The sequence below is a fragment of the Mycobacterium sp. genome (assembly GCF_004298145.1).
Classification (GTDB): Bacteria; Actinomycetota; Actinomycetes; order Mycobacteriales; family Mycobacteriaceae; genus Mycobacterium.
Genome location: NZ_SCRH01000005.1, coordinates 102311 through 122210, shown reverse-complemented (window position 1 = coordinate 122210; position 19900 = coordinate 102311). Strand labels below are relative to the sequence as shown.

Annotated in this window: 21 protein-coding genes; 15 read left to right on the top strand and 6 right to left on the bottom strand. The window is 67.3% G+C overall.

Annotated elements, in window-relative coordinates; translation table 11 throughout:
• Positions 1 to 273: 273 nt before the first annotated feature.
• The gene (locus EPN51_RS01625) at positions 274 to 1137 is read left to right on the top strand and encodes a 3-hydroxybutyryl-CoA dehydrogenase (protein WP_293035289.1); all 864 of its coding nucleotides are present in this window, start codon (positions 274 to 276) and stop codon (positions 1135 to 1137) included.
• 99 nt (positions 1138 to 1236) lie between these two features.
• Positions 1237 to 2097: a cyclopropane mycolic acid synthase family methyltransferase gene (locus EPN51_RS01620; RefSeq protein ID WP_293035287.1), complete on the top strand. Its 861-nt coding sequence runs from the start codon at positions 1237 to 1239 to the stop codon at positions 2095 to 2097.
• 60 nt (positions 2098 to 2157) lie between these two features.
• Here the strand turns inward: EPN51_RS01620 and pcaA are convergent, their stop codons facing one another.
• Together pcaA and EPN51_RS01610 are read right to left on the bottom strand one after the other, a co-directional pair.
• Complete coding sequence (gene pcaA, locus EPN51_RS01615; RefSeq protein WP_293035285.1) at positions 2158 to 3021, bottom strand: cyclopropane mycolic acid synthase PcaA; 864 nt, start codon at positions 3019 to 3021, stop codon at positions 2158 to 2160.
• Between the two features lie 188 nt (positions 3022 to 3209).
• The gene (locus EPN51_RS01610) at positions 3210 to 3929 is read right to left on the bottom strand and encodes a TetR/AcrR family transcriptional regulator (protein WP_293035283.1); all 720 of its coding nucleotides are present in this window, start codon (positions 3927 to 3929) and stop codon (positions 3210 to 3212) included.
• 143 nt (positions 3930 to 4072) lie between these two features.
• Between EPN51_RS01610 and EPN51_RS01605 the strand changes: the two genes are divergently transcribed.
• The 6 genes from EPN51_RS01605 to deoC all read left to right on the top strand — a co-directional run bounded on the left by EPN51_RS01605 (position 4073) and on the right by deoC (position 8335).
• On the top strand, positions 4073 to 5455 hold the full coding sequence (locus EPN51_RS01605; RefSeq protein ID WP_293035281.1) for a DUF445 domain-containing protein: 1383 nt from the start codon (positions 4073 to 4075) through the stop codon (positions 5453 to 5455).
• Between the two features lie 83 nt (positions 5456 to 5538).
• Entirely contained in the window at positions 5539 to 5955 is a 417-nt protein-coding gene (locus EPN51_RS01600) for a helix-turn-helix transcriptional regulator (protein ID WP_293035279.1), read from the top strand.
• A gap of 271 nt (positions 5956 to 6226) precedes the next feature.
• Entirely contained in the window at positions 6227 to 6832 is a 606-nt protein-coding gene (gene hbhA / locus EPN51_RS01595) for a heparin-binding hemagglutinin HbhA (RefSeq protein ID WP_293035277.1), read from the top strand.
• An 87-nt stretch (positions 6833 to 6919) separates the two neighbouring features.
• Positions 6920 to 7207: a DUF2516 family protein gene (locus EPN51_RS01590; protein WP_065507531.1), complete on the top strand. Its 288-nt coding sequence runs from the start codon at positions 6920 to 6922 to the stop codon at positions 7205 to 7207.
• A 4-nt stretch (positions 7208 to 7211) separates the two neighbouring features.
• Positions 7212 to 7658 carry a DUF2599 domain-containing protein gene (locus EPN51_RS01585; protein ID WP_293035273.1) on the top strand — a complete coding sequence of 149 codons (447 nt, stop codon included), beginning with the start codon at positions 7212 to 7214 and terminating at the stop codon, positions 7656 to 7658.
• Positions 7658 to 8335, top strand: a complete 678-nt coding sequence (gene deoC, locus EPN51_RS01580; protein WP_293035271.1) for a deoxyribose-phosphate aldolase — start codon at positions 7658 to 7660, stop codon at positions 8333 to 8335. Before EPN51_RS01585 ends, deoC begins: the two co-directional genes overlap by 1 nt.
• Before the next feature lie 71 nt (positions 8336 to 8406).
• Here the strand turns inward: deoC and EPN51_RS01575 are convergent, their stop codons facing one another.
• From EPN51_RS01575 to EPN51_RS01565, 3 genes are all read right to left on the bottom strand, one after another.
• Positions 8407 to 9465 (bottom strand): DUF2993 domain-containing protein, encoded by a 1059-nt coding sequence (locus EPN51_RS01575; protein ID WP_293035269.1) that lies wholly within the window; start codon positions 9463 to 9465, stop codon positions 8407 to 8409.
• Entirely contained in the window at positions 9462 to 10298 is an 837-nt protein-coding gene (locus EPN51_RS01570; RefSeq protein ID WP_293035267.1) for a carbon-nitrogen hydrolase family protein, read from the bottom strand. Before EPN51_RS01570 ends, EPN51_RS01575 begins: the two co-directional genes overlap by 4 nt.
• Positions 10299 to 10452: 154 nt before the next feature.
• Positions 10453 to 10977 (bottom strand): DUF2505 domain-containing protein, encoded by a 525-nt coding sequence (locus EPN51_RS01565; RefSeq protein ID WP_293035265.1) that lies wholly within the window; start codon positions 10975 to 10977, stop codon positions 10453 to 10455.
• Positions 10978 to 11003: 26 nt separating this feature from the next.
• On the opposite strand from EPN51_RS01565, the gene EPN51_RS01560 reads away from it, so the two are divergent.
• The gene (locus EPN51_RS01560) at positions 11004 to 12122 is read left to right on the top strand and encodes a UDP-N-acetylmuramate dehydrogenase (protein WP_293035263.1); all 1119 of its coding nucleotides are present in this window, start codon (positions 11004 to 11006) and stop codon (positions 12120 to 12122) included.
• Between the two features lie 32 nt (positions 12123 to 12154).
• Complete coding sequence (locus EPN51_RS01555; RefSeq protein ID WP_293035437.1) at positions 12155 to 13528, top strand: Ig-like domain-containing protein; 1374 nt, start codon at positions 12155 to 12157, stop codon at positions 13526 to 13528.
• Here the strand turns inward: EPN51_RS01555 and EPN51_RS01550 are convergent.
• A complete protein-coding gene (locus EPN51_RS01550) occupies positions 13512 to 14261 on the bottom strand; it encodes an SDR family oxidoreductase (RefSeq protein WP_293035261.1) in 750 nt (249 codons plus the stop codon). The two genes, EPN51_RS01555 and EPN51_RS01550, sit on opposite strands and share 17 nt — an antisense overlap.
• 262 nt (positions 14262 to 14523) lie before the next feature.
• On the opposite strand from EPN51_RS01550, the gene EPN51_RS01545 reads away from it, so the two are divergent.
• The 5 genes from EPN51_RS01545 (at position 14524) to EPN51_RS01525 (ending at position 19855) form a co-directional block, all read left to right on the top strand.
• On the top strand, positions 14524 to 15774 hold the full coding sequence (locus EPN51_RS01545) for an ROK family protein (protein ID WP_293035435.1): 1251 nt from the start codon (positions 14524 to 14526) through the stop codon (positions 15772 to 15774).
• Between the two features lie 59 nt (positions 15775 to 15833).
• On the top strand, positions 15834 to 17108 hold the full coding sequence (gene mshA / locus EPN51_RS01540) for a D-inositol-3-phosphate glycosyltransferase (RefSeq protein ID WP_293035259.1): 1275 nt from the start codon (positions 15834 to 15836) through the stop codon (positions 17106 to 17108).
• Positions 17105 to 17668, top strand: coding sequence for a YbjN domain-containing protein (locus EPN51_RS01535; protein ID WP_293035257.1), 564 nt, complete (start codon positions 17105 to 17107; stop codon positions 17666 to 17668). The genes mshA and EPN51_RS01535 overlap by 4 nt, the downstream gene beginning before the upstream one ends.
• 51 nt (positions 17669 to 17719) lie before the next feature.
• The gene (locus tag EPN51_RS01530; protein ID WP_293035255.1) at positions 17720 to 18469 is read left to right on the top strand and encodes a phosphoglyceromutase; all 750 of its coding nucleotides are present in this window, start codon (positions 17720 to 17722) and stop codon (positions 18467 to 18469) included.
• A 156-nt stretch (positions 18470 to 18625) separates the two neighbouring features.
• A complete protein-coding gene (locus EPN51_RS01525) occupies positions 18626 to 19855 on the top strand; it encodes an ATP-binding protein (RefSeq protein ID WP_293035253.1) in 1230 nt (409 codons plus the stop codon).
• The last annotated feature ends 45 nt before the right edge of the window (positions 19856 to 19900 follow it).

Sequence of the window (19900 nt, the reverse complement as noted above, 5' to 3'; positions counted from 1 at the left end):
CGACGGCTTGAGTCACTGAGGTCGAGCGGGCCCTGGCCCGCGAGGACGAAGTGAAACCGACGGCTTGAGTCACTGAGGTCGAGCGGGCCCTGGCCCGCGATCCCCGCCGAGCGTGCATCTGGTGTGAGAATTCGTTCGAATTTTCGCACTGACTACACGCTCGTCGTACCGAGAATGAGATGAAGTAGCGTAGGCCCCGCCCAGCCAACCCCTGGGCGGGGCCTATTGCGGTGCAAGACGATACGGTCACCGGAGAGAACCGGAGAGAATTCAGTGAGTGACGCAGCGATTCAGCGAGTAGGCGTGGTCGGGGCCGGCCAGATGGGATCCGGCATCGCCGAGGTCTCGGTCCGCGCCGACGTCGACGTGACGGTGTTCGAGACGACCGAGGCCCTGATCACGGCGGGACGCAACCGCATCGTCAAGTCGCTGGAGCGCGGCGTCAGCGCCGGCAAGGTCACCGAGCGGGAACGCGACCGCGCGCTGAGCAAGCTCACCTTCACCACAGACTTGAAGGACCTCGCCGACCGCCAACTGGTTATCGAGGCGATCATCGAAGACGACTCCGTCAAGGCGCAGGTCTTCGCCGAACTCGATCGCGTCATCACCGATCCCGACGCGGTGCTGGCGTCCAACACGTCCAGCATCCCGATCATGAAGATCGCCGCGGCCACCAAGAACCCGCAACGCGTGCTGGGTCTGCACTTTTTCAACCCGGTCCCGGTGCTGCCGCTGGTGGAGTTGGTCAGCACGCTGGTCACCGACGAGGCCGCCGCGGCCCGCACCGAAGAATTCGCGAGCGCGGTGCTGGGCAAGCAGGTGGTGCGCTGCTCGGACCGCTCCGGATTCGTGGTGAACGCCTTGCTGGTGCCGTACCTGCTGTCGGCGATCCGCATGGTCGAAGCCGGCTTTGCCACCATCGAGGATGTCGACAAAGCCGTGGTGGCGGGGCTGTCGCACCCGATGGGCCCGCTGCGCCTGTCCGACCTGGTCGGCCTGGACACCTTGAAGCTGATCGCGGACAAGATGTTCGAAGAATTCAAGGAGCCGCAATACGGGGCCCCGCCGCTTTTGCTGCGTATGGTGGAGGCCGGTCGGCTCGGCAAAAAGACGGGCCAAGGTTTCTACAGGTACTGAACAAGGCCTGATGACATACCGCGGGTGCCTGAGATCCTCGGCCACTAGCCCGTCGGTTAGTATGCTCGCGTTGAATAGGACGAAAGGTATGTACGGAAGATGACGAGGCTGGAGCCCTATTACGAGGAGTCGCAGTCCATCTACGACGTCTCGGACGAATTCTTCGCACTGTTTCTCGACCCCACGATGGGCTACACCTGCGCCTACTTCGAGCGCGACGACATGACCCTCGAAGAGGCTCAAATCGCGAAGTTCGACCTGGCGCTGGGAAAGCTGAACCTCGAGCCGGGGATGACGCTGCTGGACATCGGCTGCGGCTGGGGTGGCGCGCTCAAGCGGGCCGTCGAGAAGTACGACGTCAACGTCATCGGAATCACGCTGAGCCGCAATCAGTTTGAGTACAGCAAGAACAAGTTGGCCGGAATGCCGACGGAGCGCAACATCGAGGTGCGCCTGCAGGGTTGGGAAGAGTTCGAGGACAAGGTCGATCGGATTGTGACGATCGGAGCCTTCGAAGCTTTCAAGATGGAGCGCTATCCCGCATTTTTCGACCGCGCCTACGACATCCTTCCCGATGATGGCCGCATGCTTTTGCACACGATTCTGATGTATCAGTGGCAGGAATATCCCGCACTCGGCGTCACATTGACGATGAGTGATATTCGATTTGCGCGATTCATCGGCCAAGAGATTTTCCCGGGCGGGCAGCTGCCCGCGCAGGAAGACATTTTCAAGTTCGGCGAGGCCGCGGGCTTCTCGGTCGAGCGGGTGCAGTTGTTGCAGGAGCATTACGAGCGGACCCTCAACATTTGGGCGGCGAACCTGGAAGCCAACAAGGAAAAGGCGATCGCCATCCAGTCCCAAGAGGTTTACGACCGGTACATGAAGTACCTGACGGGGTGCGAGCACTTCTTCCGCAAGGGCATCAGCAACGTGGGGCAATTCACGTTGGTCAAATAGGACAGTCACATCAGCCCCGAATGGTGATCCATTCGGGGCTGATCGTTTTTGTGGAGCTGGTTATTTCTCCATCGTGAACTGGTTGATGTCGGTGTATCCCTCGCGGAACAGCTTCGCGCAGCCGGTCAGATACTTCATATACCGGTTGTAAACCTCTTGCGACTGAATAGCGAGGGCCCGCTCGCGATTCGCCTCGAGCGCCTCGGCCCACATATCCAGCGTCCTCGCATAGTGCAGCCGCAGCGACTGGACCCGGGTCAGCTCGAAGCCCACCGTGACCCCGTACTCGCCGACGGTCTGGGGCGTCGGAAGCCAGCCTCCAGGGAAAATCTCGGCCAGGATGAATTTCGAGAACTCGACGATCTCGTGGGTCAGCCGCAGGCCGTCGGCCCGGGCATCTTTAAAGGACGGCCGAACGATGGTATGCAGCAACATGATTCCGCCGGGCGGCAGCACGTTGTAGGCCATCTTGAAGAAGCGCCCGTAGCGTTGGCGACCGAAGTGCTCGAACGCGCCGATCGAGACAATGCGGTCCACCGGCTCGTGGAACTTCTCCCAGCCCTCCAGCAGCACCCGTCGGGCGCGGTTGGTGTCCATCTGGTCGAAGGACTTCTGCACGTGCTCGGCCTGATTCTCCGACAGCGTCAGGCCCACGACGTTGACGTCGTATTTCTCGATGGCTCGCCGCATGGTGGCGCCCCAACCACAACCGATGTCCAGCAGCGTCATCCCCGGCTCGAGTTTCAACTTGCCCAGCGCAAGATCGACCTTGGCGAGCTGCGCCTCTTCCAGAGTCATGTCATCACGTTCGAAATAGGCGCAGCTGTAGGTCTGAGTCGGGTCCAGGAAAAGCCGGAAGAAGTCGTCAGACAAGTCGTAATGGGCTTGCACGTTCCCGAAATGCGGCGTCAGCTGCACAGACATGTCGACCCGGGCCTTTCTTTTTTGCGGGGGGCAGGGGCGAACAGCCGAACAACAACCCCGCTTCGCCCCCGACGCTCCCCTGCATGCTAGTCGCCGGGGAGGTCGAAATCGTTGTCCCCGGGGCGCATCCCACCATTATATGAGACGGTGCGGTCCGAAAAAGGTGCCGGCAGCGCGGTCGGGCCGACTTAGCGGCCGGACCCGTCTTCGCGGTCCCGGGGCGGAACGATCGGCGACGGGTGCGGTTCTTCGCGAAATTTCTCCAGCGACCCGCCGACCTCGACGATCCCCTTGAGGGCATTCCAGCTCAGCATCGTCAGGTAGTCGATCAACTCGTCGCGGCTCATGCGCGGGAAGGACATCCAGGAGTGGGTGGCCAGCTGCACGCCGCCGACGATCAGGTATGCCCACGGCTCGGCGCCGCCGGTGTCCATCCCCGCCTGTTGCATGCGGCGGCGCATCAACACCGCGAGCATGCGGGCAATGATCCGCTCGGAGTCGGCGATCACCTTGCTCTTGCTGGCCGAACTGTTGGCCATCACGAAGCGGTACGGCTCGGGTTCGTTCGCGACGGTTTCGACGTACACCCGGATGACCTCGCGGGTCAGGTCGAAGCCATCGAGGTTAGCGGTAAGCGCCGCAGCCATATTGGGAATCAGGGTGGTTTGGGTGAACCGCATCATCACGGCGGTGGTGAGGTCGTTCTTGTCGACGAAATAGCGGTAGAGCACCGTTTTGGAGACCCCGATCTCGGCGGCGATCTCATCCATGCTCAGGGTGCCGCCGAGTCGGCGAATCGCGTCGATCGTCCCGTCGACCAGCTCGTTGCGACGCTCCACTTTGTGTTGATGCCAGCGCCGCTTGCGCCCGTCCATCTTGACGCCCACAGCCGTGATTTGCTCTGTCACAGTCGCCGATTTCCATTCCCTAGACGTCCTCGATACTACGGCTTGGACGGTTCGGTTCGTGGTTCTGGCCGGGTGTGGAGGGGCCCCGAGGCGGCACTGCAACCAGTGTCGTAACACCAATTCCCGGGAAGATAGATGATGAAGTGGTGGCACACAGAGCCTCGGTGCGAGGCGAAGCGTCAGGCTCGCCTACGGCGACGCCGGATTCGACGACGCCGTCGACCGAAGCGGGCCTGGGTCGCACGTCTTTTGCCGAATCCTTCGCGGGCGCCGATCGAGAGGCCGACGCACAGCGGCGGGTGGCGCTGCGCCGGATGAAGATGGTGGCGCTGAGCTTTTTGATCGGCGCCACCGGTGTGTTCCTCGCCTGCCGCTGGGCACAGGCGCACGCCGGCGCGGGCGCCTGGGTGGGTTACGTCGGCGCCGCGGCGGAGGCCGGGATGGTGGGAGCCCTCGCGGACTGGTTTGCCGTGACAGCGCTCTTCAGGCACCCGCTGGGCATACCTATCCCGCACACGGCGATCATCAAGCGCAAGAAAGACCAGCTGGGCGAGGGCCTGGGCGCCTTCGTGCGGGAAAACTTTCTATCGCCGGAGGTCGTGGAAACCAAGCTGCGCGACGCGGAGGTGTCCGGCCGGCTCGGTAAATGGCTGTCGGAAGCCACGCATGCCGAGCGCGTGGCAAGCGAAACGGCCACGGTGCTGCGGGTACTGGTCGAGCTGCTACGCGACGAAGACGTCCAGCAGGTGATCGACCGGATGATCGTGCGCCGCATCGCCGAACCCCAATGGGGTCCGCCGGTCGGTCGGGTGCTGGCGACCCTGCTGGCCGAGAATCGGCAGGAGGCGCTGATCCAGTTGCTGGCCGACCGGGCCTTTCAGTGGTCGCTGAACGCCGGCGAGGTCATCCAGCGGGTGGTCGAGCGCGACTCACCGACCTGGTCGCCACGCATTGTCGACCATCTGGTCGGTGACCGCATCCACCGCGAGCTGATGGACTTCACCGACAAGGTGCGGCGCAACCCGGCCCACGAACTGCGCCGGTCGGCGACCCGCTTCCTGTTCGAATTCGCCGACGACCTGCAACACGACCCGGACACCATCGCGCGCGCCGACACGATCAAAGAGCAGCTGATGGCGCGCGACGAGATCGCCAACGCCGCGGCGACCGCGTGGACGACGCTGAAGAGGCTGGTGCTCGAGGGGGTGGATGACCCATCGAGCGCCCTGCGCACGCGGATCGCCGATACGGTGGTGCGGATCGGGGAGTCGCTGCGCGACGATGTCGACCTGCGTGACAAGGTCGACAACTGGCTGGTTCGGGCGACGCAGCATCTGGTCTCGCAATACGGGGTGGAGATCACAGCGATCATCACCGACACGATCGAGCGCTGGGATGCCGAGGAGGCCAGCCGGCGCATCGAACTCCACGTGGGCCGTGACCTGCAATTCATCAGGATCAACGGAACGGTGGTCGGCTCGCTGGCGGGCCTGGTGATCTACGCCGTCGCGCAGCTGTTTTTCTAGCCGTGCTAACAAGTGCTTGCAATAGCAAGCACTTGTAGTAGCCTGGTGGCGTCACGATCGACCGTCCGACACAGGAGCACGCCATGGCACCCGAGGAGAAGCTCTCCGCGATGGTGTCCAACGCCGCCTCCGACATGGCCTCTGACATCGGCAGCTTCATCCGCAGCCAGCGTGAACTCGCGCAGGTGTCGGTGCGGCAACTCGCCGAGAAGTCCGGGGTCAGCAATCCATATTTGAGCCAGGTGGAGCGTGGATTGCGTAAACCCTCCGCCGATGTCCTGAACCAGATCGCGAAGGCCCTACGGGTTTCCGCCGAGGTTCTCTATGTGCGTGCCGGGATTCTCGAACCCACCGACAAGAGTCAGGTGCGGGACGCGATCGTCACCGACACTGCGATCACCGAACGTCAAAAGCAGATTCTGCTCGACATCTACGCATCGTTCACCCAGCAGAACGAATCCACCCACGAGGAGTGTTCGACCCAATCCGACACCGAGTGAACAGTGTTCGACCGGCATCGTTGACCAAAACCTGCTGGGCTTCCACCGGCGACGAGCTGTTCCGCATCGCATTAGCGAGTTGGTGATGTATAGACGACCGGCCACCGGGGTTACCCCACAGGGAGGGATCTACCGATCCCAGCCCAACTGCTGGACGAACCACCCCGGCTATCGAGGCCCCAGTTGCGAAGGAGACGTTTGCACCTAACTTCCCGACCCAACTGACAACGGATAACGGCAATTGCCAAAACACAGCACGAAAGGAAAAACCATGGCGGAAAACTCAAACATCGAAGACTTGCGGGCTCCTTTGCTCGCGGCCCTGGGCGCGGCCGACCTGGCCCTGGCCACGGTTAACGACCTGATCGTCGGCCTGCGGGAGCGCGCCGAAGAGACCCGCGTCGAGACCCGCACCCGGGTGGAAGAGCGCCGCGCTCGTCTGACCAAGCTCCAGGAGGACCTGCCCGAGCAGTTCACCGAGCTGCGCGACAAGTTCACCACCGAGGAGCTGCGCAAGGCCGCCGAGGGCTACCTGGAGGCGGCGACCGGCCGGTACAACGAGCTGGTCGAGCGCGGCGAGGCGGCCCTGGAGCGGCTGCGCAGCCAGACGGCCTTCGAGGACGCCTCCGCGCGTGCGGAGGGCTACGTCGACCAGGCCGTCGAGCTGACGCAGGAAGCCCTGGGCACCGTCGCGTCGCAGACCCGCGCGGTCGGCGAGCGCGCCGCCAAGCTGGTCGGCATCGACCTGCCCGGCAAGACGGACGCGACCGCCAAGAAGGCCCAGAAGGCGGTCGCCAAGAAGGCCCCCGCCAAGAAGGCTCCGGCCAAGAAGGCCCCCGCCAAGAAGGCAGCGGCCAAGAAGGTCACCCAGAAGTAGTACGACACTCGCACGACGTTCGACTCCGAGGCGCCCCCGGGTGGCTCGGAGTCGACGTTTTGGACGGTGCCCGCCTACGCTTGAGGCGTGAACCACCTCGTGGGTACCGTCATGCTGGTTTTGCAGATCGCCGTCTTGGTCACGGCGATCTACGCATTCGTGCATGCCGCGCTGCAGCGACCCGACGCCTATACCGCGGCCAACAAACTGACCAAGCCCGTGTGGTTGCTGATCCTGGCCGGGGCCGTCGCCCTGACGTCAATCCTGGGTTTCGTTTTTGGCGTGCTCGGCATGGCGATCGCGGCCTGCGCGGCCGGTGTCTACCTGGTCGACGTGCGGCCCAAACTGCTGGAAATTCAGGGCAAGTCGCGCTAGCGGGATGAGGGTGCTGCTGACGGCGCCGGCCGCCGCGCTCGTCGCCCTGTGCTGCGCGATACCGCACGCCACCGCCTCGCCCGATACCGATCCCGGCCCCGGCGCGGCGAACCCACCCGCGCTGTCCCCGCCCTTTGTCGACCACACCCAGTGGGTGCGGTGGCAGGACAAGAGCAGCCTGCGGGTCTTCCCGTCGGCGGCCGGCCGGACCGCCGCCCGAACCCCCGGGACCATCGCCTCGGCCGACGAGGCCTGGGCCGAGGTGCTCGCCCTGGCCCCGGATGCCGACACCCCCGGGATGCGCGCGCAGTTTCTGTGCCACTGGCAGTTCGCCGAACTGGCTCAGCCCGGCAAGATCAGCTGGAACCTGGAGCCGTGGCGACAGGTCGTCGACGACGCCGAAATGGTTGCCTCGGACTGCAATCCGGGCGGTCGGGAAGAATCCTTCTGATGACAAGCCAGCCCACCCGGGCGCAGCTGGCGGCGTTCGTCGACCACACGCTGCTCAAACCCGAAGCCACCGCTGCCGACGTCGCCGCCCTGGTCGCCGAAGCGGCCGAACTGGGCGTCTACGCGGTCTGCGTCTCGCCCCCGATGGTTCCCGTCGCGGTGCACGCCGGCGCCGGCGTGCGGGTGGCCAGCGTGGCGGGTTTCCCGTCGGGCAAGCATGTTTCGGCGGTCAAGGCGCACGAGGCCGCCGTGGCCGTGGCGTCCGGTGCGTGCGAGATCGACATGGTGATCGACATCGGCGCGGCGCTGGCCGGCGACATCGATGCCGTGCGCTCCGACATCCGGGCCGTGCGGAACGCCGTCGGCGGCGCCGTGCTCAAGGTGATCGTGGAATCGTCGGCGCTGCTGGCGCTGGCGGACGAGCGCACGCTGGTGCGGGTGTGTGGCGCCGCGGAAGACGCCGGCGCCGACTTCGTCAAGACGTCGACGGGTTTTCACCCGGCGGGCGGCGCATCCGTGCGGGCGGTCGCCCTGATGGCCGAGACGGTCGGCGACCGGTTGGGCGTGAAGGCCAGCGGCGGCATCCGTACCGCCGCGGACGCGCTCGCGATGCTCGATGCCGGCGCGAGGAGGCTGGGCCTCTCGGGCACCCGGGCAGTGCTCGACGGGCTTGGCTGAACTGTCCGGCTCCTCAGCGCGCCGTGCCGGCGCGGATCGGCGCCGGACGGGCTGAAGCTCGAGTCCTGCCGTCAGAGGTGCGCGAAGCAGGGGTCGTTGTTATTGCTGCTGTCGGCGGGGATGGTGGCGTTCTGCGTCGAGAAGTGGCTGGTCACACCCTTATCGGTGACCTGCACGCTGTCGGCGTGAATGCCCAGCGGGTAGTTCTTAGTCAGGTTCGAGGTGAAGTCGTCCAGCGTCGACTGCACAGATTCCTTGGGCATCGTGAAGCCGAGCGCATTGAAACTGACGATCTGCAGCTTCAGCCCGGTGCCGTCCACCACCGGCTTGGCGGTGATGTTGTCCAACATGCCCTTCAACTCGATGGTGCCGTCGGTGGGGTGGGTGGTCACCGTGTTGGTGACGAACGGGCCCAGAACCGGGATCGCGTTTTGCACCGACTCCTTGATGCCGTCGGTGGTCCAGCTGATCGTGGCGTCCAACGACCCGATGGTGCCCTTCGAGTTGGCCGTGTCCTTGAGCTGGACGTCTTTGATGTTGATCTCGAGCTTCATGCCCTTCGCATCGCGGATCTGGTTGCCGGCGGTCTGCACCGAAATGTTGGTGTAGTGCTTGGTCGCCTGCTGCCACAGCATGAGCGGCGTCACCCCGAAGGAGGCGGTGGCCTGGTCCTTGACCTCGCAGGCCACCGCCTCGGCGACCTTGGTGTCGGCGACGTGCCGCACATACAGCTCGGCCCCGATGAGCCCGGCGATGACCAGCGCGAACACGATGATGAAGATCAGCAGGATGGAGACCGGGTCGCGAAGGAAACGGCGCTTCTTTTTCGCCGGTGTCGCGTCATCGTGTGGGGGTGTGCCCAGGCGTTCCGTCGGACCTGCGGGCGGGGTCGGCGGGGGCGGGTAGCCGGGTTGCTGCATGTTCGGCTGGGGTGTCCCGAATCGCTCCGTATGACCCGGCAGGGGAGCCTGGGCGGGCGGGGGCGGCGGTGGTGGCGGCACGTGGCCTGGGCCGCCGGTGTTGATCCGCTCGGTCGGCCGCTCCGTGGGGGGCTGGCCGAACGGCCCCTGGTTGGACGGACGGGCCCACTTCGACGGGTCCTGGTTCGGGGGTCCTTGTGGGTTCGTCACCCGATCGATTCTGCCCTATCAACCTGAGCAAAGTCAGAGCGGTTATTCAGGACCGCGATGCTCTTGCGCGCCTCGGCGACGCTGTCGACATCGACGTCGGCCACCACTAGCTGCGGCTTCGAACCGGCCGACGCGATGATCTCGCCCAGCGGCGAGACGACCAGACTTCCCCCCGCCCCGGTCGGTGCGCCCGAACCGGATTCCGCCTGCGCGGCACCGGGGTCCGCCTGACCGGCGGCGGCGACGTAGCTCATCGAGTCGAGCGCGCGGGCGCGGGCCAGCAGCGTCCACTGGTCGAGTTTGCCCGGGCCCGCGCCCCACGACGCGCAGACGGCGATCACCTGCGCGCCGCGGCGGGCCAGCTCGGTGTAGAGCTCCGGGAAACGGATGTCGTAGCAAATGGTCAATCCGACCCGGACGCCGTCCACCGTGATCACCACCGGCTCCTGTCCCGGCGCGACCGTACGCGATTCGGTGAAGCCGAACGCGTCATAAAGGTGAATCTTGTCGTAGTGGGCGCCCGGCTGACTGGAATCGTCCGGACCGACCGCGATCAGCGTGTTTGTCACCCGCCCGTCACCGGCCGGGGTGAACATGCCGGCGACGACGGTGATCTCCGAATCGGTCGCGATATGCCGCACCCCGTCGGCCCAGGGGCCGTCGAGCGGCTCCGCGATCGGGCCCAGCGGCACACCGAACCGGCACATGGTGGCCTCCGGGAACACCACCAGCTTCGCGCCCGCATCGGCGGCCTGGCGGCTGTATTCGCGCACCAGCTGCAGATTTGCTGCAGGGTCGGTGCCGGTGAGGATCTGCGCCACTGCGATTCGCATGAGCGCCAGCTTAGGCCGAGCGACGATGCGCGCCGCCGCGGCGGCGTGAGGAGGAGCTGGGCGATCCGGCTTGGGCCGAGCGACGATGCGCGCCGCCGCGGCGGCGTGAGGAGGAGCTGGGCGATCCAGCTTAGGCCGAGCGACGATGCAGGGCTCAGGCCAATTTGGCGATCCACTCCGTGGTGAAGCGCTGCTCCGCGGCGATCAGTTCAGCCAGGCGGGTGCCGATGATGTTCTCCAACTTGCCCCCGATGATCGGGACACGCACCTGGACCGTGGCCTGGAACGTCAGCCGGGTGCCGCCCGTCCGTCCGATCGGCTCCAGGACGGTGGTGCCGGCGAGAGTCACCGGCGCGTCCACGATCGAGCCCACGACCGAACCCGTCGCGGCCCCACCGGTCACCGGCCCCCACGTCTCCTCGCGCCGGATGCGCAGGTCGCCGCTGTGCAACTGCGTGACCATCCCCGGCAGCTTGTCGCTGCGGATCACCTGCAGCGTGACGACCTCGACGGTGTCGTCGTCGCCGGGCCCCCCGCCGACCCGCATCGACTCGAGCGTGGCGACGTCAACCCCGGACCCGGCCAGCCTGGCCTGCCAGTAGTTCGCATCGGTGAAGGCCCGGTGAACCTCGTCAACACTGCCGTCGTAGTCGGCCGACAAGTCGAATGAGCGCGGCATAGCAGGTCAGGCTACCGTTACGGGCCATGAAATCCAGCGGTGCCGGTTCGGTGTTCGCCGGTGCGTCGGTGGCCGAATCGGCGCCCCTGGCGCCGCTGACGACCTTGCGGGTCGGACCGATCGCACGGCGCCTCGTCACCTGCACGAACAGCGACCAGGTGGTCGCCACGCTGCAGCACCTGGACGCCGAAAGGCGTGGCGGACGACATGGCCCGGTGCTGGTGTTCGCCGGCGGCTCCAACCTGGTGATCTCCGACACGTGCGCGGACCTGACCGCCGTGCGGCTGGCCAACGACGGCATCGCCGTCGACGGCGACGTGGTCCGCGCCCAGGCGGGTGCGGTGTGGGACGACGTCGTGGTCAAAGCCATCGAGCATGGCCTCGGCGGGCTGGAATGCCTGTCGGGCATTCCCGGCTCGGCCGGGGCCACCCCGGTGCAGAACGTCGGGGCCTACGGCGCGGAAGTCTCCGACACCATCACGCGGGTCCGGGTGCTGGATCGGGGCAGCGGTGAGGTGCGCTGGGTGCCGGGCAGCGAGCTGGGCTTCGGCTACCGCACCAGCGTGTTCAAACGTAGCGGTGCCAGTGGGTTCGAAATCCCTTCTGTCGTATTGGAAGTGGAGTTCGCGCTGGATGCGTCGGGGCGCAGCGCGCCGCTGCGCTACGGGGAGCTGGCGGCCGCGTTGAACGTGGCCAGCGGCGAGCGCGCCGACCCGCGGGCGGTCCGTGACGCGGTGCTGGCCCTGCGGGCCCGCAAGGGCATGGTGCTCGATCCGGCCGATCACGACACCTGGAGCGTGGGTTCGTTCTTCACCAACCCCGTCGTCGCCCCGGATGTCTACGAGCGGTTGGCCGCGACCGTCGCCGGGCCCGTCCCCAACTACCCGGCTCCCGACGGCGTCAAGCTGGCCGCGGGCTGGCTGGTGGAGCGGGCGGGCTTCGGCAAGGGCTATCCGGAGCCGGGCCCGGGCGGCCTCGAAGAGCCCTGCCGGCTGTCCACCAAGCACGCGTTGGCGCTGACCAACCGCGGTGGCGCCAGCGCCGAAGACGTGATCGCGCTGGCCCGCGTCATCCGGGACGGCGTTCGGGCTGTGTTTGGTGTCACACTGATCCCCGAGCCCGTCCTGTTGGGGTGCAGGCTGTAGCTGGAAAAATTGCCGACGCGTGCCGGACCCCCATTTGTCGCGGCCGGGTCCGCCGATTTTCCCCGGTATCTTTGATTTTCGTGAGCCCGTCCCATGCCCCGCGGCCGTTCAACCGGCGTGTGGCTTTGGCGACCCTTGGGCTCGGCGTGCTCGCCCCCAGCGTGTTGGCCGCATGCGGTGGCACATCCGCAAAACAAGCCGAGAAAAAGGAGCAGCCGGCGCTGCAGCTGAAGTACCAGCCCGCCGATACCACCCAGCACGTTGTGCCGATCGCCGCGGTCAGCGTCGAGGTGAGCGACGGCTGGCTGCAGCACGTCGCGCTGTCCAATTCGTCGGGCAAGGCCGTCACGGGCACGTTCAACCAGGACCGGACCGTCTACACGACCTCCGAACCGCTGGGCTACGACATGACCTACACGTGGAGCGGCTCGGCCGTCGGGCACGACGGCAAGGCGGTCCCCATCGCGGGCAAGTTCACCACGGTGTCGCCCAGCAAGAAGATCGGTGGGGCGTTCCAGCTGGGCGACGGCCAGACCGTCGGGGTCGCGGCGCCGATCATCATCCAGTTCGACGCGCCGATCAGCGACAAGGCCGCCGTCGAAAAGGCGCTCACCGTCACCACGAATCCGCCCGTCGAGGGCAGCTGGGCGTGGTTGCCCGACGAGGCGGCCGGCGCCCGCGCGCACTGGCGCACCCGCGAGTACTACCCGGCGGGCACCACGGTCAGCGTCGACGCCAAGCTCTACGGCCTGCCGTTCGGCGACAGCGCCTACGGCGCCGAGGACATCTCGCTGAACATCCAGATCGGCCGCCGGCAGGTGGTGCGGGCCGAAGTCTCGTCGCACCGCATCCAGGTGCTCCGGGACGAGGGCGTCATCATGGACTTCCCGTGCAGCTACGGCGAAGCCGACAAGGCGCGCAACGTCACCCGCAACGGCGTCCACGTCGTCAGCGAGAAGTACGCCGACTTCTACATGTCCAACCCGGCCGCCGGCTACAACCACATCCACGAGCGCTGGGCGGTGCGGATCTCCAACAACGGCGAGTTCATCCACGCCAACCCGGCGAGCTCCGGCGCCCAGGGCAACACCAACGTCACCAACGGCTGCATCAACCTGTCGACGAGCGACGCCGAGCAGTACTTCGAGTCGGCGATCTACGGCGACCCGGTCGAAGTGACCGGGAGTTCGATCCAGTTGTCCTACTCCGACGGCGACATCTGGGACTGGGCCGTGGACTGGGACACCTGGCTGGCGATGTCGGCCTTGCCGCCGCCCACCGCGCGTCCGCCGTCAACGCAGATCCCGGTCACCGCGCCGGTCACGCCGTCCAACGCGCCGACCCTGTCGGGCACGCCGACCACGACGACGCGGGCCACCACGGGTCCGGCTACCCCCGGCGGTTAAATCGGCTGGCCGAGGCCTGGTCGCGCGGCTTCATCACGATCAGGTCCAAATCGACGTGGGCCGGCCGCGACGCGACGAATCCGATCACCTCGGCCACATCGGCCGCCACCAACGGGGTGATGCCGGTGTAGACGGCGTCCGCGCGTTGCTGGTCGCCGTCGAAGCGCACCAGCGAGAATTCCGTCTCGACGGCCCCCGGGGCGATCTCGGTCAGCCGTACCGGCTTGCCCAATAGCTCGCCGCGCAGCGTGCGGTGCAGCGCCCCCTGGCCGTGTTTCGCCGCCGTATAGCCGGCACCACCGTCGTAAACCTCAAGCGCCGCAACGGAAGTGACAGTGACGATCAGCCCGTCGCCGGAATCGACCAGCTTGGGCAGTAACGCGCGGGTGACCCGCAGCGTGCCGATCACGTTGGTCTCCCACATCCACCGCCAGTGCTCGAGGTCGGAATCGGTGACGGGCTCCAGTCCCCGGGCGCCGCCGGCGTTGTTGACCAACACGTCGACGCGGCTCAACTTGCCCGCCAGCGCGTCGACGGCGGCGCCGTCTGTGACGTCGGCCACAATGGCGGTACCGCCGATCTCATCGGCCAGGGCGTGGATCCGGTCCGCCCTGCGCGCCACCGCGACGACGTGAAACCCCTGTGCAGCCAGGGTCCGGGCGGTTGCCGCGCCGATTCCCGAGCTGGCCCCCGTGATCACCGCGACGCGTTCATTCCTGCCAGTTTTAACCATCGAAACAACCTTAGTGAACGTGCTAAATTTTCCGTGTGCTTCATAGCGCCCTGTCCAACATCACCACCGCCGCGTGTCTGTGCGCGGCGGGTGCGTGTCGTTGCCGCGCACTTTGCCGCCCCTGACCCCATACCAGGTGTGGCCAAGCCGGCCAGCGAAAATCGGACAAAGGACGCTCGTGCGCAGCAATACCCTCAGCCATACCCATCTTTCGCCCAGTCGCGTCGCCGGCTATTCGCCCGGTCAAAAGGGTCACCGCCCGGTGCGCCGGCAGATCGTGCCGCCGGCGTTGCAGATCCCCGACTCCGCGGCGGCCTCGGTCTTCCGGGCCGTCCGGTTGCGCGGACCCGTCGGCCGTGACGTCATCGCCGGCGTCACCTCGCTGAGCATCGCGACGGTCAATCGTCAGGTCATCGCCCTGCTGGAGGCCGGCCTGCTGCGGGAGCGCGCCGATCTGGCCGTCTCCGGCGCGATCGGCCGCCCGCGCGTGCCGGTGGAGGTCAACCACGAGCCGTTCGTGACGCTGGGCATCCACATCGGTGCGCGCACCACCAGCATCGTGGCCACCGACCTGTTCGGGCGCACCCTCGACACCGTCGAGACCCCGACGCCGCGCAACCCGGCCGGGCCCGCGCTCGCGGCGCTGGCCGACAGCGCCCGGCGCTACCTGCGGCGTTGGCATCGGCGGCGGCCGCTGTGGGTCGGGGTTGCCATCGGTGGCATCGTCGACGGCGCCACCGGCCAGGTGGACCACCCGCGGCTGGGCTGGCGGCAGGCGCCGGTCGGACAGGTGCTGGCCGACGCGCTGGGCCTGCCGGTCTCGGTGGCCTCGCACGTGGACGCCATGGCCGGCGCCGAGCTGCTGCTGGGCATGCGGCGATTCCTGCCCAGCTCGCCGACCAGTCTGTACGTCTACGCCCGCGAGACCGTGGGCTACGCGCTGGTGATCGGCGGGCGGGTGCACTGCCCGTCCAGCGGCCCGGGCACGATCGCGAGCCTGCCCGCCCACTCCGAGCTGCTCGGCGGCACCGGACAGCTGGAATCCACCGTCAGCGACGAAGCCGTGGTGGGCGTCGCCCGCCAGCAGCGCATCCTGCCGTTCGCCCCCGCAGACCGTGTCAACGGGCCCGCCACCGGGATCGCCGACCTGTTGCGGGTGGCGCGAGCAGGCAACCAGGAGGCCAAGGGTCTGCTCGCCGAGCGGGGCCGGGTGCTCGGTGCGGCGGTGGCGTTGCTGCGCGACATGCTCAACCCCGACGAACTGGTGGTCGGCGGCCAGGCTTTCACCGAATACCCCGAGGCGATGGAGCAGGTCCAGGCGGCGTTCGCCGCCCGCTCGGTGCTGGGGCCACGCGACATCCGCCTCACCGCCTTCGGCAACCGGGTCCAGGAGGCCGGCGCGGGGACCGTGTCGCTGGCCGCGCTGTATGCCGACCCGCTGGGCGCGATGCGGCGGGCCGGGGCGCTGGACGCCCGGGTCCACGATGTCGCCCGGGACGAGCCGTCAGCCTGACACGACTCGTGTCCTCCACGCTTGCGCGGGGCGGTGAACCGTCCTGTAAAGATGACAGAGTGCGGCACGATGACGTTTTCCGGCTGAATGAACCGCGCCGGGTCGCAGTGTTGGCGGTCCACACCTCCCCGCTGGCCCAGCCCGGCACCGGCGACGCGGGCGGCATGAACGTCTACGTGCTGCAGACCGCGCTGCACCTGGCGCGGCGGGGCATCGAGGTGGAGATCTTCACGCGGGCGACCGCGTCCGCCGACCCGCCGGTCGCGCGAGTGGCGCCCGGGGTGCTGGTCCGTAACGTGGTGGCGGGGCCGTTCGAAGGGCTGGACAAATACGATCTGCCCACCCAGCTGTGCGCCTTCGCGGCCGGGGTGTTGCGCGCCGAGGCATCGCATGAGCCGGGCTACTACGACATCGTGCACTCGCATTATTGGCTGTCCGGGCAGGTTGGCTGGCTGGCGCGCGATCGCTGGGCGGTGCCGCTGGTGCACACCGCGCACACCCTCGCCGCGGTCAAGAATGCGGCCCTGGCCGAGGGAGACTCGCCCGAGCCGCCGCTGCGCACGGTGGGGGAGCAGCAAGTTGTCGACGAGGCGGATCGCCTGATCGTCAACACCGACGACGAGGCCAAGCAGCTGATCTCGATTCACCACGCCGACCCGGCGAGGATCGACGTCGTCCACCCCGGAGTGGACCTCGACGTATTCCGCCCCGGCGACCGCCGGGCCGCCCGGGCCGTGCTGGACCTGCCGCTCGACGAAGACATCGTGGCGTTCGTCGGCCGGATCCAGCCGCTGAAGGCACCCGACATCGTGTTGCGTGCCGCCGCGAAATTGCCGGGGGTGCGCATCGTCGTGGCGGGCGGGCCCTCCGGCAGCGGCCTGGCTTCTCCGGACGGATTGGCCCTGCTGGCCGACGAACTCGGCATCACCGCGCGCGTGACCTTTCTGCCCCCCCAGATCCGTCCGAATCTGGCCACGTTGTTCCAGGCCGCGGATGTGGTTGCGGTGCCGAGCTATTCGGAGTCGTTCGGCCTGGTCGCCCTCGAGGCGCAGGCCTGCGGCACCCCGGTGGCGGCGGCCGCGGTCGGCGGGCTGCCGGTGGCCGTGCGCGACGGCGCCACCGGGACGCTGGTCGCCGGGCACGACGTCGATCGGTGGGCGGCCGCCCTGGACGGCCTGCTGCGCCGGTCCGCGCCGCGGGCCGAGGAGATGGGCCGCGCGGCCGCCGCCCACGCGGCCACCTTCTCCTGGGATCACACCACCGATGCGCTGCTGGCCAGCTATCGCCGCGCGATCCGCGATTACACCGCCGAGCGTCGTGAGGTGGGCGCATGACTTCCGCCGGTGACGATGCAGAGCGAAGCGATGCTGAGGAGCGGCGCACGACTTCCGCGGTGACGCGGGTGATCGAGGACGCCCTGCAGGCCAGCGGGCTGAACTATTCGAAACAGGATGGCGCACATGGCGGTCTGTCCGGTTTGGTGGTGGAACTGCCGGGCGAGCGCAAGCTCAAGACCAACACCATCTTGAGCATCGGTGAGCATTCGGTGCGCGTCGAGGCGTTCGTGTGCCGCAAGCCGGACGAGAACCACCGTGGTGTCTACCGGTTCCTGCTCAAGCGCAATCGCCGCCTCTACGGCGTGGCCTACACGCTGGACAACGTCGGCGACATCTACCTGGTGGGTCGCATGTCGCTGCCGTCGGTCGACGCCGACGAGATCGACCGGGTGCTCGGGCAGGTGCTCGAAACGGTGGACTCGGACTTTAATACGTTGCTGGAGTTGGGTTTTCGCTCGTCGATTCAGAAAGAGTGGGAGTGGCGGGTGTCGCGCGGTGAGTCGCTGAAGAACCTGCAGGCCTTCGCCCATCTGATTGACGACGACGATGACGATTAGCCCGCGGTCACGCTCGGCGCGACTCGACGAGTGCGTGAGAGACTGACCGGCATGGGTGACTCTGCCACGCTGGTGCTGCTTCGCCACGGCGAAAGCGAATGGAACTCGCTGAATCTGTTTACCGGCTGGGTGGATATCGGGCTGACCGACAAGGGCCGCGCCGAGGCGGTGCGCAGCGGCGAGCTGCTGGCCGAACACAATTTGTTGCCCGACGTCCTGTACACGTCGCTGCTGCGCCGGGCCATCTCCACCGCGCACCTGGCGCTGGACGCCGCGGACCGGCTCTGGATTCCGGTGCGGCGCACCTGGCGGCTCAACGAACGTCATTACGGGGCGCTGCAGGGCCTGGACAAGGCCGAGACCAAGGCGCGCTACGGCGACGAGCAGTTCATGGCCTGGCGACGCAGCTACGACACGCCGCCCCCGCCGATCGAGAAGGGCAGCACCTACAGCCAGGACGCCGATCCGCGGTACGCCGACATCGGCGGCGGGCCGCTGACCGAGTGCCTCGCCGACGTCGTCGTCCGCTTCCTGCCGTATTTCACCGACGTCATCGTTCCAGACCTGCGCGCCGGCAAGACGGTGCTGATCGTCGCGCACGGCAACTCGCTGCGGGCCCTGGTCAAGCACCTCGACCGGATGTCCGACGACGACATCGTGGGACTGAATATCCCGACCGGCGTCCCGCTGCGCTACGAACTGGACGCCGACCTGCGGCCGGTGGTGCCCGGCGGCACCTATCTCGACCCCGAAGCGGCCGCCGCCGGTGCCGCCGCGGTCGCCGGCCAGGGGCGCGGGTGATGTTCGCGCGCCGGCACGATTTGGTGCGCGAAAGCCTCCCACTAGCCAAACTTCACGTGAACGGGAGCGGAACACCTGTGACGCAAGGTGTGACTTGTCCGATTTTGGCCGCGTTCTGCTAGGGCAGCGTTCAGGAAGATTTGTAGGATTTGCTATGTGACTGTGTTCTCGGCGCTGTTGCTGGCCGGGGTGTTGTCCCTGCTGGCACTGGCCGCAGGTGTGGCGTTCGGGGCCCGGCTGTCCCCGCGCGCGGTGCAGCACCGCCAGCGGGTGAGCACCGAATGGACCGGGATCACCATCGGGCAGATGCTGGAATGCATCGTGGCGCTCATGCCGGTGGGCGCGGCGGTGGTGGACGTCCATCGCGACGTCGTCTACCTCAACGACCGGGCCAAGGAGCTGGGCCTGGTGCGCGACCGCCAGCTCGATGACCAGGCGTGGGAGGCGGCGCAGCACGCGCTGACCGGCGTCGACGTCGAATTCGACCTGCAGCCGGCGAAACGGGCGGGCGGCCGGTCCGGGCTATCGGTGCACGGGCAGGCCCGGTTGCTCAGCGAAGAAGACCGCCGGTTCGCCGTGGTCTTCGCCCACGACCAGTCGGACTACGCGCGGATGGAAGCGACCAGGCGCGACTTCGTGGCCAACGTCAGCCACGAGCTCAAGACCCCGGTGGGTGCCATGGCCCTGCTCGCCGAGGCCCTGCTGGCTTCGGCCGACGACTCCGAAACCGTGCGGCGGTTCGCCGAGAAGGTGCTCGTCGAAGCCAACCGCCTGGGCGACATGGTCGCCGAGCTGATCGAGCTGTCCCGGTTGCAGGGCGCCGAGCCGCTGCCCAACGTCATCGAGGTCGACGTCGACAGGGTTGTGAGCGAAGCGATTTCGCGACACAAGGTGGCAGCCGACAACGCCAACATCGAGGTCCGTACCGACGCCCCCAACGGTTTGCGGGTGCTGGGCGACGAAACGCTGTTGATTACCGCGCTGGCCAACCTGGTGTCCAACGCGATCGCCTATTCGCCGCCGGGTTCGCCGGTGTCGATCAGCCGTCGCCGCCGGGGGGAGAACGTCGAGGTCGCCGTCACGGATCGCGGGATCGGCATCGCCCTGGAAGACCAGGAGCGGGTTTTCGAGCGGTTCTTCCGGGGCGACAAGGCTCGCTCACGCGCCACCGGTGGCAGCGGCCTGGGCCTGGCCATCGTCAAGCACGTCGCGGCTAACCACAACGGCACAATCGGCGTGTGGAGCAAGCCGGGAACCGGATCGACATTCACCCTGTCCATTCCGGCGGCCATGCCGTCCCATCGAGACGAGGACGAATCCGAGCAACCACAGGACCGCGAGGTGCGCCCCAACCGGTCCCAACGAGAGGAAGAACTAAGTCGATGACCCGCGCTAACGACGCTGCAGAGCGTCGCGATGAGAAGGAGTGGC

Bases quoted from the DNA above. Each gene is read 5' to 3' on its own strand.
- EPN51_RS01620 (WP_293035287.1), top strand. From the start codon at position 1,237: ATGACGAGGCTGGAGCCCTATTACGAGGAGTCGCAGTCCATCTACGAC.
- pcaA (WP_293035285.1), bottom strand. From the start codon at position 3,021: ATGTCTGTGCAGCTGACGCCGCATTTCGGGAACGTGCAAGCCCATTAC.
- EPN51_RS01600 (WP_293035279.1), top strand. From the start codon at position 5,539: ATGGCACCCGAGGAGAAGCTCTCCGCGATGGTGTCCAACGCCGCCTCC.
- hbhA (WP_293035277.1), top strand. From the start codon at position 6,227: ATGGCGGAAAACTCAAACATCGAAGACTTGCGGGCTCCTTTGCTCGCG.
- EPN51_RS01585 (WP_293035273.1), top strand. From the start codon at position 7,212: ATGAGGGTGCTGCTGACGGCGCCGGCCGCCGCGCTCGTCGCCCTGTGC.
- deoC (WP_293035271.1), top strand. From the start codon at position 7,658: ATGACAAGCCAGCCCACCCGGGCGCAGCTGGCGGCGTTCGTCGACCAC.
- EPN51_RS01570 (WP_293035267.1), bottom strand. From the start codon at position 10,298: ATGCGAATCGCAGTGGCGCAGATCCTCACCGGCACCGACCCTGCAGCA.
- EPN51_RS01565 (WP_293035265.1), bottom strand. From the start codon at position 10,977: ATGCCGCGCTCATTCGACTTGTCGGCCGACTACGACGGCAGTGTTGAC.
- EPN51_RS01560 (WP_293035263.1), top strand. From the start codon at position 11,004: ATGAAATCCAGCGGTGCCGGTTCGGTGTTCGCCGGTGCGTCGGTGGCC.
- EPN51_RS01550 (WP_293035261.1), bottom strand. From the start codon at position 14,261: ATGGTTAAAACTGGCAGGAATGAACGCGTCGCGGTGATCACGGGGGCC.
- EPN51_RS01535 (WP_293035257.1), top strand. From the start codon at position 17,105: ATGACTTCCGCCGGTGACGATGCAGAGCGAAGCGATGCTGAGGAGCGG.
- EPN51_RS01530 (WP_293035255.1), top strand. From the start codon at position 17,720: ATGGGTGACTCTGCCACGCTGGTGCTGCTTCGCCACGGCGAAAGCGAA.